Origin of the sequence: Neobacillus sp. GCM10027624 (assembly GCF_042675345.1) — a bacterium.
Taxonomy (GTDB): domain Bacteria; phylum Bacillota; class Bacilli; order Bacillales; family Cytobacillaceae; genus Neobacillus; species Neobacillus cucumis_D.
Window position 1 is genome coordinate 76,425 of the sequence record NZ_JBHTHD010000002.1, and the last position, 13,821, is coordinate 90,245.

The 13,821-nt window shown below is 37.5% G+C and carries 14 protein-coding genes; 8 read left to right on the forward strand and 6 right to left on the reverse strand.

Going from position 1 to position 13,821, the window contains the following annotated elements:
* Window positions 1-155: 155 nt before the first annotated feature.
* Window positions 156-1,097 carry an LCP family protein gene (locus ACFQZ9_RS00395; protein WP_498941818.1) on the reverse strand — a complete coding sequence of 314 codons (942 nt, stop codon included), beginning with the start codon at window positions 1,095-1,097 and terminating at the stop codon, window positions 156-158.
* Window positions 1,098-1,318: 221 nt separating this feature from the next.
* Here ACFQZ9_RS00395 and ACFQZ9_RS00400 point away from each other — a divergent pair, with 221 nt between their 5' ends.
* The 8 genes from ACFQZ9_RS00400 to ACFQZ9_RS00435 all read left to right on the forward strand — a co-directional run bounded on the left by ACFQZ9_RS00400 (window position 1,319) and on the right by ACFQZ9_RS00435 (window position 7,776).
* Entirely contained in the window at window positions 1,319-1,663 is a 345-nt protein-coding gene (locus ACFQZ9_RS00400) for a hypothetical protein (protein WP_498941819.1), read from the forward strand.
* A 161-nt stretch (window positions 1,664-1,824) separates the two neighbouring features.
* Window positions 1,825-2,250 (forward strand): YndM family protein, encoded by a 426-nt coding sequence (locus ACFQZ9_RS00405; RefSeq protein ID WP_498941820.1) that lies wholly within the window; start codon window positions 1,825-1,827, stop codon window positions 2,248-2,250.
* Between the two features lie 277 nt (window positions 2,251-2,527).
* The gene (gene qoxA / locus ACFQZ9_RS00410) at window positions 2,528-3,454 is read left to right on the forward strand and encodes a ubiquinol oxidase subunit II (protein WP_498941821.1); all 927 of its coding nucleotides are present in this window, start codon (window positions 2,528-2,530) and stop codon (window positions 3,452-3,454) included.
* A gap of 21 nt (window positions 3,455-3,475) precedes the next feature.
* Window positions 3,476-5,461, forward strand: coding sequence for a heme-copper oxidase family protein (locus ACFQZ9_RS00415; RefSeq protein ID WP_498941822.1), 1,986 nt, complete (start codon window positions 3,476-3,478; stop codon window positions 5,459-5,461).
* A gap of 12 nt (window positions 5,462-5,473) precedes the next feature.
* On the forward strand, window positions 5,474-6,079 hold the full coding sequence (gene cyoC / locus ACFQZ9_RS00420) for a cytochrome (ubi)quinol oxidase subunit III (RefSeq protein ID WP_498941823.1): 606 nt from the start codon (window positions 5,474-5,476) through the stop codon (window positions 6,077-6,079).
* Between the two features lies 1 nt (window position 6,080).
* Window positions 6,081-6,398 carry a cytochrome o ubiquinol oxidase subunit IV gene (gene cyoD / locus ACFQZ9_RS00425; RefSeq protein ID WP_498941824.1) on the forward strand — a complete coding sequence of 106 codons (318 nt, stop codon included), beginning with the start codon at window positions 6,081-6,083 and terminating at the stop codon, window positions 6,396-6,398.
* 93 nt (window positions 6,399-6,491) lie between these two features.
* Window positions 6,492-7,361 carry a COX15/CtaA family protein gene (locus ACFQZ9_RS00430; protein WP_498941825.1) on the forward strand — a complete coding sequence of 290 codons (870 nt, stop codon included), beginning with the start codon at window positions 6,492-6,494 and terminating at the stop codon, window positions 7,359-7,361.
* A 154-nt stretch (window positions 7,362-7,515) separates the two neighbouring features.
* Window positions 7,516-7,776: a hypothetical protein gene (locus tag ACFQZ9_RS00435; RefSeq protein ID WP_198313231.1), complete on the forward strand. Its 261-nt coding sequence runs from the start codon at window positions 7,516-7,518 to the stop codon at window positions 7,774-7,776.
* A 115-nt stretch (window positions 7,777-7,891) separates the two neighbouring features.
* Here the strand turns inward: ACFQZ9_RS00435 and ACFQZ9_RS00440 are convergent, their stop codons facing one another.
* The 5 genes from ACFQZ9_RS00440 to ACFQZ9_RS00460 form a co-directional block, all read right to left on the reverse strand.
* A complete protein-coding gene (locus ACFQZ9_RS00440) occupies window positions 7,892-10,111 on the reverse strand; it encodes an MMPL family transporter (protein WP_498941826.1) in 2,220 nt (739 codons plus the stop codon).
* 69 nt (window positions 10,112-10,180) lie between these two features.
* Window positions 10,181-10,813, reverse strand: a complete 633-nt coding sequence (locus ACFQZ9_RS00445; RefSeq protein WP_498941827.1) for a TetR/AcrR family transcriptional regulator — start codon at window positions 10,811-10,813, stop codon at window positions 10,181-10,183.
* 117 nt (window positions 10,814-10,930) lie between these two features.
* Window positions 10,931-11,740 (reverse strand): EcsC family protein, encoded by an 810-nt coding sequence (locus tag ACFQZ9_RS00450; RefSeq protein ID WP_498941828.1) that lies wholly within the window; start codon window positions 11,738-11,740, stop codon window positions 10,931-10,933.
* Window positions 11,741-12,615: 875 nt separating this feature from the next.
* The gene (gene map / locus ACFQZ9_RS00455) at window positions 12,616-13,356 is read right to left on the reverse strand and encodes a type I methionyl aminopeptidase (protein ID WP_198313234.1); all 741 of its coding nucleotides are present in this window, start codon (window positions 13,354-13,356) and stop codon (window positions 12,616-12,618) included.
* A 161-nt stretch (window positions 13,357-13,517) separates the two neighbouring features.
* The gene (locus tag ACFQZ9_RS00460; RefSeq protein ID WP_232490243.1) at window positions 13,518-13,793 is read right to left on the reverse strand and encodes a hypothetical protein; all 276 of its coding nucleotides are present in this window, start codon (window positions 13,791-13,793) and stop codon (window positions 13,518-13,520) included.
* Between the last annotated feature and the right edge of the window lie 28 nt (window positions 13,794-13,821).

The following is a 13,821-nucleotide window of genomic DNA, read 5'->3' on the forward strand; positions in this document are numbered from 1 at the left end:
AAAAAAATCCCCCTTTTACATTACTGAATTTCCTTTCGAAACGAGGTATTAATATAGATTACGGAGTTGTCCATCCTGCTGAAACGGCGATTTCACTATATTTTTATTTACAAAAAAAGCCAATCGAATTAAATCGATTAGCCTTCTTAAAATGGTTAGCTGTTAGTTGACCCTAAAAAATTTTCGATTGCTGTAATATTTTGATCGAGATTAATACTTAGAACCTCACCTACATCGTTAAATCGTTCGTTTGTGAAGGAACCATCAACTGGAACCCGCAGTGTTTTTAAATTAGAGGAACGATTCGTAATTAAATCCTTCCCCAAAGAAAATAACGTTGATGAATCCAGATTGGTTTCAATATACGGATTGATTACACCTAATAGCTTCGGAATCTTGATAACACTTCCCATGCTTAATGCCTGATCCTCAAGTTTAGTTAGGACCTCCTGTTGCCGCTCCACACGGCCAAAATCACTTAGATTATCATGTCTAAACCGGACATATCCTAATAACTTGTCCCCGTGAAGCGTTTGCTTTCCAGGGTTTAACGTCATGCCAATTCCGGAAGACATTTGATGCGGAACATCTACTTCAATCCCATCTGGTGCAAGGACATCCACCACTTTGGAAAAACCTTTAAAATCTACCATTGCATAATAGTTCACATCAATATGGAAATTTTCTTCAATGGTTTGTCTTAAAAGCTCCGGACCGCCAAAAGCATAAGCCGCATTTATCTTTTGCATTCCGTGACCGGGTACATCAACGTATGTATCTCTCATAATGGAAACCAATTTCGCTTGATGAGAATTTTGATCATAATGGGCAATCATAATGGAATCTGTTCGTGAATGCTTTTCACCACGTGAGTCGCTTCCTAAAAGAAGAACATTGATTTTCCCAAACTGTACTTCCTTCCCTTTAAATGTATCAGTTTGCTTTTTATTACCTATGTAACTTCCAGCCTCTGCAATCGATAGTCCTCGCTTATATTGATAAATTGAATAAGCCGTGGTAAAAATAATCATCAATATAAAAAGCAGGCCAAATACCCTTTTCCATCTAACTTTCCTTCTTTTACGTACTTTTTCCATCTCGTACCTCCGGTTGTCTATACCAAGTTCACAAATTCAATACCCTTAATATTTTAAGTGATTCATAGGAATAATTAAATTACAAAATGGTAAATAAATGATTACGTTTTAAATACTGGCAAAAAAGCGGAAGGAGAAATTCTGAATTTAATTTAATCATATGTCGTGCGGACATGCATAAAATGGGTTATGAAGATGTAATTGGTAAAGGAGCCGGGAGCATGAAATCTTTCACTCAAACCACGTCATTGATAGCCCTGTTATTCTTGTTAATTTTTGCCGCCTATCTGGATTCGCCCTTTTCGTTTATCAATAAAAATTACTCCTACACAGCAACGGCGAGTAAACAAAAAATAGCAAAGCCTGTAACGGCCGCCCCTTCTGATGAGGGCCCTGATCTAGTAGAAAAACTTGAAAAGGTTGAAAAAGTGGATGGATATTTCGTGGAGACCTATCAGGAATATGAAGTGTACAAGGATGAAGATGGAAAAGTCAAACAAGAGATACCCACTGACCATACCGAAACATTAAAATATTGGGATTATAGTCAAAATTATGGTGAATGAGGGGTAAATCCTCTATAGAAAAGGCTGCCGACCCGGTAGCCTTTTATTATTGTTTCACTAGTTCTTTCATTTAAACAAAATTCTTATTGATTCTATTTTATAAGAGGATGAATGGATTTTTTAAAATTGTCTAAAATGGTAGATGAGGAGGTAGAAGAAAAATGAATACAATGGCATTAATAGTAAAATTTGTTACTTGTCTGGTTGCTTATGCGGTAGCATTAGATCTTTTTTTTAATGCGACTTGGGTGGATATTGTTTGGTTCAGTGTGTTAATGACAATTGTTTCTTATCTTGGGGATAGGATGTTACTTTCGCGAATCGGAAATAAAAATGCCCTTATTGGAGATTTTATCCTATCCTATATGGTGGTTTGGATTTTTGGAAGTGTACTTCTTGACAATTATATGCAGATTGCTTGGGGAAGTATTATTTCAGCAATCATAATAACAGTTGGGGAGTTTTTCGTTCACCGAATGTTGCATAGTCCAAGGCAGGAAAGCAGCCCCAAAAAGAATGCAGTACCTGACCGGCTGGCATACGGTATGGAAATGTCCGAGGAGCACGAGCCATTAAAGAAAAAGTGAAACCTGCATAAATTTAATAAACAGAATAATTTTAGTGATGGTCTTCCCGTTTGGGGAGACCTTTTTTTAGTTCTAAGTATGGAAAAAACTGGGGTTTAAAATAACTATTTACATGAAAGGAAATATCTTGATTCCAAAAATGAACTTTCTGTGACAAATATGTGAAACATAAAAAATTCTCTACTCAAATGAAATTAAATTTGGTATATTTGTATAGCTTTTTAACATAATCCTCGTGAATAAATAAAAAACAAATCGAATGAAAGGGGTACTTACATTGAGTAAATGGAACCAATTTGCTAAATATTCTATTTTAGCATTCTTGGGTATGGTACTTTTGGCTGGGTGTGATAAAAGTAAATTTATTGTTCTAAACCCAAAAGGTCCGGTTGCCCAACAAGAACTAGATTTAATTATCATTTCGGTTATTTTATGTGCAGTTGTTATTATTCCTGTTTTAGGTATTTTTGTTTATATTGCGGTTAAGTATCGAGACCGTCCGGACAACAAAGCACCATATCAACCAGAATGGGCAGACAGTAAAATTTTAGAGATCGTATGGTGGGGAATTCCGGTTATCATCGTTGCGATTCTTGGTGTTTTTACTGCGAAAACAACAATTAATTTAACAAAACCCCCTGTGAAAGATGTAAAACCATTGGTTGTACAAGTAACTTCACTGGATTGGAAGTGGATGTTTACTTATCCAGATAAAAAAATTGCCACCGTAAATTACGCTGAGATTCCTGCTGGTGTTCCGGTACAATTTGTTTTAACGTCTGATGCACCGATGAACTCGTTCTGGATTCCTCAATTAGGCGGTCAAGAATATACGATGCCGGGAATGTCAATGGGCTTATGGCTGCAGGCGAATAAAGTTGGAGAATACTTTGGTTCCGGTGCAAACTTCACCGGTAAAGGTTTTGCACATATGCAATTTAGAGTGAAATCAGTAAGTCAAGCTAATTTTGATAAATGGGCAGAAGGTATTAAGAAAGGCTCTCCTGTCTTAACAAAAACTGGTTATGAAAAATTGTCCAAGCCAAGTACCGAAAAAGAGTTAAGCTTTTCAGCATATCCTAATGGATTATTCCAAGACATTGTGAACAAAAACGGTGGTATTTACTATAATCATAAGAATCATATGAACATGAGTGATAGTGCTGAAATGAAGTCAATGCCTGGAATGGATATGGGAAAATAAACAAACAGGAGGAAATTATCAATGGATAACTCGCATTTTTTTGTCACCGGCGATCCTATGATTTATGGTGCCGATGTTTCGATTGTTCTAGCCATGATTGGGATTGTATTTTCTCTCACATACTTCAAAAAATGGGGATGGATATGGAGAGAATGGATTACAACCGTTGACCATAAAAAAATTGGTATTATGTATCTCCTATCCGCTTTACTTATGCTTTTCCGCGGTGGGGTCGATGCGATTTTAATGCGTATTCAACTTGCGTTTCCTGATATGCATTTCTTACAATCTGAACACTATAATGAAATTTTTACAACACATGGAACGATTATGATTTTATTTATGGCGATGCCATTTATGTTCGGATTATTTAACATGGTTGTTCCATTGCAAATTGGTGCGCGTGATGTTGCGTATCCAATGTTGAATGCTGTAAGCTTCTGGTTATTCTTTATCGGAGCGATGCTCTTTAATATTTCCTTTGTAATCGGTGGTTCAGCGAGTGCCGGATGGCTCTCCTACCCCCCTTTATCTGAAAACGATTTTAGCCCGGGTCCTGGTCAAAACTTCTGGATTTGGGGAATTCAAATTTCAGGTATAGGTAGTTTGGCAACAGGTATTAACTTTGTTGTAACGATCTTAAAAATGCGGACACCATCTATGCGCTTAAAAGATATGCCATTATTTTCATGGTCTGTATTAGCGTCATCAATTGCCATTTTAGGTGTATTCCCTATTTTAACTGTTACTTTAATCATGTTGACGGTTGACCGCTTACTTGGCGGACACTTCTTTACAATGACTGCCGGCGGTAATCCTATGTTATGGGTAAACTTGATCTGGATGTGGGGTCACCCAGAAGTATATATTGTTGTATTACCTGCCTTTGGTGTGTTCTCTGAGATTGTTGCTACATTCTCGAAAAAACGTATTTTTGGTTATGGTTCAATGGTATTTTCTATGATTGCCATTTCGATAGTTTCTTATTACACTTGGGTGCACCATTTCTTTACAATGGGTGCCGGTGCGGACGTAAATATTGTTTTTGCGATATGTACGATGATTATCGCAATCCCGACTGGTGTTAAGATCTTTAACTGGCTGTTTACGATGTACCGCGGCCGTGTACGCTTATCACAGCCTATGCTTTGGTTTTATGCATTCGTACCATGTTTCCTTGTTGGTGGTGCAACAGGTGTTATGCTTGCAGCTGCGCCAGCAGACTATCAATACCATAACAGTTACTTCCTGATCGCCCACTTCCACCAAGTATTAATCGGTGGTGTAGTATTCGGTTACCTTGCAGGTCTTTATTATTGGTGGCCAAAGCTATTCGGTTTCAAGTTAAACGAACGTTTAGGAAAATGGGGATTCTGGTTGTGGCAAATTGGTTTCTATGTATGCTTTATGCCACAGTACGCTCTTGGTTTCATGGGTATGACTCGTCGTATTTATACGTATAACCAATCAGCAGGTTGGGACATGGGTTGGGCACCGCTAAACTTAATCTCAACGGTCGGTGCATTCTTTATGGGTATCGGTTTCGTCTTCCAAGTTTGGCAAATTCTTTATAGCATTAAACACGGTGAACGCGATGTAACTGGTGATGCTTGGGATGGCCGTACATTAGAATGGTCAATTCCATCCCCTCCTCCAGTTTATAACTTTGCGATCTTACCAAAAGCAAATGGTAAAGATGCTTGGTGGTATCAAAAAGAAGAAATGAAAAAAGAAGGATATAAACCTGAACCTGTTAAATATGAACCGATTCATATGCCAAAAAATACAGGTATTCCTTTCATCATGTCATGCTTCTTCTTTATTGCTGGTTTTGGATTTACATTTGATTGGATTTGGATGGGAGTCCTCGGATTAATCGGGGTTGCCATAACGTTATTTACTCGTTCATTCCAATATGACACGGATTATTATATTACTGTAGAAGAAATCGAGCGAACTGAAAAAGCATTAAGAAACAATATTTCGGTTCAACGAACTGCAAACTAGGAGGTTAAAAACATGCAACATAGCGCTTCAGCTCATGTTTCTGACCATGATCATGGTCATGTTGACCAAGAAGGATTAAAGGTTTTAGGATTCTGGATATTCCTTGTAACTGACTGTCTATTATTTGCAACCTTCTTTGCAGCGTATGCGGTCCTGAATACCCATACAAATGGAGGGTTCACAGCAAAGGAATTTGATGTTCCAGGTTTTATCATTGAGACATTTATCCTTTTAATTAGTTCATTTACAAGTGGTTTGGCAGTACTCGCGATGCATAAAGGCAATAAAAAAGGTCTTATTAAATGGTTAATTGTAACAATTGCTCTTGGTGCTGTATTCGTAGGACTTGAAATCAACGAATTTGTAAATATGGTTCATGAAGGTGCAACTCTTCAAAGCAGCGCCTTCCTTACTTCCTTCTTTTGTTTAGTTGGAACACACGGCGTTCACGTTTCTTTCGGTATCCTTTGGATCAGTGGAATTATTGTTCAAATCAAGAAAAAAGGAATTACTGAAGTTACAAAACGAAAAGTTTCCATTGTCAGTCTGTATTGGCACTTCTTAGATGCTGTCTGGATTTTTATCTTTACTGTCGTTTATTTAATGGGGGTGATGTAACATGTCAGTACATGGACACGAACACGAACACACTGGTTCCATAAAAGCATATGTGACAGGTTTCATTCTTTCGATAATATTGACTATCATCCCTCTTGTTCTTGTTTTAAATCATATGATGGCAAAATCAGCGCTTATGTTCAGCATATTGCTGGCGGCTGTTTTACAGTTTGTCCTTCAATTATTCTTCTTCATGCATATTCGTGATGGTGAAGGACCGAAGTACAATGTGATGGCATTAATCCTTGGGATTATTTTCGTTGCAACAATTGTTGCCGGATCGGTTTGGATAATGTCATTCAACTCTCAAGTTCATTAATGTTACTAAGTGCCCAGCGATTTTAGAGACCGCTGGGCACTATATCTTAATAGACAGAAAAGAAATGGTTTCTTACATAGGAGGTGCTCTAAGATGAAATACTTTTGGCTTTCTATCATTGCAGCGGCAACACTGTTTCTAGTAAATATTATTGGATTTATTGACACGATGACAAATTCCGCAATGGGATGCGGGAGCGGATACCCTTTGTGTAATGGTAAATTATATCCTGATTTTTCTGATTATCATTCCGTCATTGAATACACCCATCGTATCGTTGTGGGGCTTGCAAGCCTGTTATTATTTGTTGTTTCAGCAATGGCTTGGATACGCTATAAATCACGAAAAGTGAAAATGCTGGTATTCTTTGCGATTTTAGGTATCCTTGGGGAATCGACGCTTGGTGCCTTAACAGTGATGATCTCACTCTCCCCTCTTTTGCTGGCAGCGCATTTGGGAATTGCACTTATATCATTTTCAGCATTAATCAATATTGCCTATGTGATTTATCTGGAGGAAAAGAAAATTCCTTCCTTGAAAAAGATGCCCGCTTCATTTTCCGTTTTTTCTTGGTATACTTTTATCTTTCTTTATGCAGCTATTTATTTCGGGGGTTATGTTGCCAAAACAGGTTCGGGTGAAGCCTTCCGTGGTTTTCCGATTCCGACCGAACGCTTCGGGGATGTTGGAAATGCTTTTTGGGTTGATATCATTCATCGTTCATTTGCCCTTGGTCTAATCATTCTCTTTTTCGGGCTAATTCACCTTTCAAAAAAATACCGTAAAGAACGTCCGGACATTTATCGCTTCAGTCAAATTAATTTTTTATTCATACTTTTGCAAGGTTTAAGTGGTGCCCTTTTAATCTATACCCATTTAAGTTTGGGAGCGGTGCTCCTACATGTTTCCATTCTTTCTCTATTAGTTGGAATCCAAAGTATCATCTGCTTTCAAAATGGCTAGGCAAAAATCCTAAATGAATCGTTTAGGATTTTTTTATTTCTCTTTTTCTATCCTTTTCTTAAAATCAAGTAATTTGCACTATTAAAATTATTTTTAAAAAAAGTTTGACAAATTTGTGACAATTGATAGAATATTCAGTAAGGGAGTGATAATCATGGAGTATAAATATTTGAAAATTTTTAAAGTATCTATGTTTGGAATCGGTATTGGTGTACTCATTTTTATTTCTAGCTTTTTTGTAAGCGCTGCCAATGGAGGGTACTTTTATACTGCAACTGGTGTTGGTGTCGTCATTGCATCTATCATTACCTTATTATTTGGTATGTGTCTAAGCTTAATGGATGAAGTAACAGAAGCGGAGATTCGAAATAAAGAAACAAAACTATATTTTGTTCCAAAAAGAACATTTCATTAAAAAATAAAGATATCAGGCGCAATTTTCGAATGAAATTGCGCCTGATTTTGTTTGAAAAGGAAAAGATTCACATTTTCTACACTTAAGAAGAATCACTAATTTCAGCTGAATTTTATCATCCCTGTAATTTTTCAACCTTCCCCATTTGCTTCTTTACCGGCCAAAACGCCCATTTTCCTAAAATCGATGTGATGGCAGGAACCAAAAACGGTCTGACAATAAATGTATCTAGAAGTACACCAATGGCCGTAATCGTTCCAAAATGGACAAGTATTTGAATTGGAAGAGTCGTTAAGATTGCAAATGTACCTGCTAGAATTACACCAGCTGAGGTGATAATTCCCCCGGTTTCAGCTACCCCTTCTTTGACTGCATTAACAAGGGTCATTTCATTACTTTTTCTCCAAATGCTTGAAATCATAAAAATATTATAGTCTTCTCCAAGTGCTACAATAAATACAAAAGCATATAAAGGGATAAATCCTTGGATTTCATTCACGTTGAACCCATAGTGCAAGATAATCCATCCTAACCCTAATGCACTAAAATAAGACAAGAGCACCGTTCCGATTAGGTAGATAGTAGCGATAATGGAACGAAGATAGAACAATAGTAAAATGGAGATCATCACAAGGACAATCGGAATAATCATGGAGGAATCGGCTTTCGTAGTCTCTTTCGTATCGTATTGTTCGGCCGTTTGCCCGCTGATATAAATCTTGCTCTTTGAACTACCGTTCACTAAAATTTCCTTCAAGTCCTTTTTTAGTTTAGGAATGGATTCCATCGCCCTATTTGAATAAGGATTATCCTTTAATTCCACTACATACTTGACCAAGCTTGGATCCTTTTCACTTCGCTGAACACTCGAAACATTCGCAATGTATGGTAATCTTTCCATTTTTGCTTTTACGCTGTTTTCGTCTTTAACCCCTTTAACGATAACGGTCGTAGGTGCCAATTCACCTGCACTAAAATGTGTAGATAAGATTTCAAATCCTTCACGAGACGGCATATTTTTTGGAAAAGATGATAATGTGTCATAAGTATATACAATTTTTAAAGAATAAATAGCTAAAACACCCAAGATCAAAAATGTAGTTAAAAACACCTTCCAAGGGTGTTGGCTAACAAAACTGCCTATGATGTTTCCTAAACGTTTCTCATTGTTTCGACCCCGATATACCTTCCCTTTTTTCTCTGCTGATTTCTTTTCCATTTCTTCTGTTCTTGGGATAAATGGAAAAAAGGAGGCTCTGCCTAAAATACTTAGAAATGCCGGAATAATCGTTAAACTCGCAACCATCATGATGAGAATGGCCAAACTAAATGGAATCGCAAAACGGTGGATGGATCCGTAGTTGGCCACTAATAAAACAAGAAGAGAGATCACAACAGTCAGTCCACTCATGATAATCGCACCAGATGATCTTGTAAATGCATGTTTGATCGAACGGAATTTGCTCTCCTCTTTTTTTAAACTGTTTCGAAATTGAGCAATTAGGAATAAACAATAATCGGTCCCAGCTCCAAATAGTAATACAGTCATAATCGAGATAGCTTGAGAATCAAAGTCGATTACTCCTTCCCTCCCTAACAATCCAAGAATCGGGCTGATCACCATATAGGCCATCCCAACCCCAATTAATGGTATGAGGGCTAATATCGGCGAACGATAAATGACCAGAAGGAAAATTAGAACAAGTAAAACGGTACCAAAAAGTAAGGAGAGATCTCCTTGGCTGAATAGTTCAGTGGCATCTACTGATATTCCTGCAGGTCCTGTAACCCTAACGAGTAAAGAGTTTTCATCACTGATTTTTTTCGTAAATGGATTGGATGAGAAAATAGGTTTTGAAATTTGTTTCAATTTATCCAATCGTTTTTGTATCTCTGCAGTCTCAAGGTCTTGATCAAATACTACCGGTAAAACGAAGGTTGTTCCATCCTTGGATACTTGTTGTTTTAATACAGGAAGCGGCATTTTATAAAACGGGGGCACCTCCGCCCCTTCAATCGGGTTATCAACAACAAGTTTCTTTGTTAGTGTTTGTATGGATGCAAGATCTTCATCCGATAACTGATTCTTTTTATACCAAGTCATCAGTGCAGGGGTTCCAGTCTTATTACCAAAATTCTTTTGAATGATTTCATTTGCTTTTTGAGAGTCAACTTTCTCTAAAAAGAGATCCGCTCTTTCATTCTTTTGTGAATTTGCCTGGGGGAAAGTGATATTTAATAGAATTATGACGAATACCCAAATAAGGATGGTAATCCATCGACCTTTTTTCCCGCTAACTAGCTGACACCAACGCATTAACCAATTTTTCTTCACAATTCTCGTCTCCCTTCATTTCCTTATCAGTTGATAAGTAGGTGGCAAAAAAAGAGAAGGCCAACTAGCCTAACTCCCTATTCCATCTAAAATGACACTAACAATTAATTTCGCTTTTCGCTCAGACTCTTTCATTCTCTCTTCATCATCCAGGTTTTTAAGGCCGGAAAATTGTAATAAGGATTTAAGAATATCTAAAATGAAGTACGACATTTCCATTGGATTGCTTTCAAGCTTTGACAAGTCCTTTATTTGTTTTTCTTTTTCCGCTTCCACGATGATCTCAACAATGGGATTGAAATAACTTTCTAACCACCACTTACGAATTAGTAGCTGTGTTTCATCGTTCATTTCGTGTTTTAGGTCGTGAAACATTTGTGATAAATCTTCTTGGTGATTCATGAGCATGTAATAGGCAATCTGATGCACTCGTTTTCTAAAAGATGTATATTGCTTTTTTATTTTCTCCATTTGGAATTTCGTGCGGCTCATTATTGCTCTCACCACTTCGATATAAATTTCTTGCTTATTTCGAAAATGATGATATAAAGCTGGTTGAGTAATACCACATGATTGTGCAATTTGTCTAGTGGAGACGGAACGATAGCCATAGGTCATAAATAATTTTTGAGATATGTTGATTATATTCTGCTTCGTTTCAAGTGCAGAAATCTCAGATTGTTTATTCGGTGTAATAGCCATTGATTGTTTCAGCCCTTCTTACTTATCAACTGATCAGTTATATCATATTATAAATTGAATTAAATGAATAGTACAGATAGATTTCCCATTGAAATAAAAAAATACGAAAACTCAGGTTTAATAAGGAACCTGAGTTTTTTCTAATCTTTCTAAAATTTTTCTTTTCCGATAAAGCATCATCCCTGCTTCGGAAAGATCGCTAATCATGGACCGGTTAATGAAGGCGCCGAAAATCATCCCGGCTACTGGTACCATTTGAAATAACTTTTTCCACCCAAAGTTGTCCCGGTATGTATAGACAACCTCTCGCCAGCCTTGTAATTGGGACATCATCTCATCTGATTTTTTATCTCTTTGATAAAAGTTTGTCAGTTCATTCAGAATCGCACGTTTCCCCACAACATCGGCTGATGAAAATTGCAAACATTTAATGATAAAAATTCGTTCATTTTTATCGTTTGGGTCATAGCCGTGAAGAATTGCAATTTCTTGTAAGGTTTTTAAGGAAATAGCCAATATAGCCGGTATATCAATTGCTAGGGTGAATATTCCCCCAATTCCTGTGCTTGCGCCTTGGAGTGCAGCAAAATTCTTTCTTCGCCCGCTCAGTTCATGGCTAATTTTATCCATTGTTTTTAACGGCAAATCCTGAATATCTGAAACCTTTTCAATGGGTTGATTTGTTTCTTTTTGAACCATGTTGAATAAACTTTTTTCGTTAATTAAATATTTTCCACCAGTTTGGATGTACGCCCCAATTTCTTCAAGCAATAAACCGATCTTATTATGAATAAATGGGGGTGTAATCTTATCTAACAGCTTAAATGGAAGACGCCCAATCCGTTCCCAAAACCACAGACCGCTCTGGTCTTTTTCCCATTTTTCAATAATGGATAGTTCTTTTAGTAATTCCTCTTTTGACTCCATTTCTTAGCCACCTAATTTCATTTTATAATCCTCTTGCTCTATTTTTCCCATTGATTAATTTCTATTACATACGGAAAAAATTGAAAATGGTTTCAAATAGTGCTTTTTAAGTCTAGTTGTTTAAATTTTTAAAGAAAAAATCAGACTGCTACTATGTGAAAATTGAAGTGGTCAAAGAAAATAGTAGTCCTAAAGATGCAAAACAATAATGTGGTTCAGCAAAAAAGGCCTCTTCATGAGGCCTTTTTTACATTGTTAACTTGTGGAAATTGAAAATGGTACCTATGAACCCTTTAGAGTGCTCGATGAACTGATTTTTCATCAAGTGCGGGAACTATGAGCCCTTGTTAGTGCCTAATGAACCGATATTTCACCGTGAACGGGAACTATGAACCCTTGATAGTTCCCGATAAACCGATTTTTCATCAAGTGCGGGAACTATGAGCCCTTGTTAGTGCCTAATGAACCGATATTTCACCGTGAACGGGAACTATGAACCCTTGATAGTGCCCGATAAACCGATTTTTCATCAAGTACGGGAACTATGAACCCCTGATAGTGCCCGATAAACCGATTTTTCATCAAGTACGGGAACTATGAACCCCTGATAGTGCCCGATGAACTGATTTTTCATCAAGTGCGGGAACTATGAACCCCTGATAGTGCCCGATAAACCGATTTTTCATCAAGTACGGGAACTATGAACCCTTGATAGTGCCTAATGAACCGATATATCACCTTTTAAGGGAACTATGAATCCCTGATAGTGCCCGATGAACTGATTATTCATCAAGTACGGGAACATTGAACCCCTGATAGTGCCCGATTAACCGATTTTTCATCAAGTATGGGAACTATCAGCTATTATCCTTAAATTATTTTGTGACAATAATCGGACCGTCTTTAGTAATAATTAGGGTGTGTTCATATTGGGCAACGCGGCTTTGTTCAGTTATATAGGTCCAACCGTCACCCTTTTCGAGCACTTCTTCTTCATGTGTAGAGATAAATGGTTCAAACGCAATAACCATTCCTTCACGTAACAAGCCACTCTCTGACGGTTCATAATAATTAAAAATATATTCAGGCTTCTCATGGATGGTCCGTCCAATTCCATGGCCCGTAAGGTTTTTGATCACGGTGAATCCTTGTTTTCTAGCCGTCTGATAAACTACTTTCCCCATACCGTTTATTTTTGAACCCGGCTTTGCTTTCGTAAGACCGGCTTCAAAAGCTTCTTGTGCTACTTCACAGATTCTTTTTAACACAGGATCTCCTTCTCCCACGACAATCGAGATGCCGGTATCGGCGAAATAACCATTTTTGGAACCTGAAACATCAATATTGACGAGGTCCCCCTCTTGAATCACTCGATTTCCCGGTATACCATGGGCTACTTCTTCATTCACACTTATACAGGTATAGCCCGGAAAATCATATTCTCCTTTTGGTGCAGAAATGGCTCCTTCTTTTTCAAAAAGCCCACCGGCAATTTCGTCTAACTCTTTTGTAGTGATACCTGGTTTAGTTTTTTGGACTAATTCATCTCGAATTGCCGCACAAATTCGGCCGATTTCTTTTATGCCATTAATATCTTCTTCTGTTTTTACAATCATGGTAAATCCCCAATCTAAAATTTTGTCATAAAATCTTTTATGTAATAAATTTTACCCGTAGTCTTTTAAAAATCCAAGTCCTAGTATCTTATTGCCCCTTTTAGAAACGAAAAGACACTTCTTAATCGAGTAAGTGTCTTCCAAAATAGAAAGTCAATTGTTTAATAGTATGGATATCCACCATATGGATAATACGGGGCTGGATATGGCGCTGGATATGGAACAGCTGCCGGGTAAGGATAGCCGCCGTAGCCGCCATAACCAATCCCAGGAGATAGTAAAGCACCGGCTGTTAAACCTCCTAAAAGTCCTCCAACAAACGGTGCACCGTAACCGCCATAACCACCGTATCCACCATGTCCTCCGTGATAATATCCACCATGGTGGTTATGGTCATGATAACCACCATGATGCCCTCCATGAGTTCTGATATTCATTATGTCCATCCTCTCCCTGCTAGGTAAA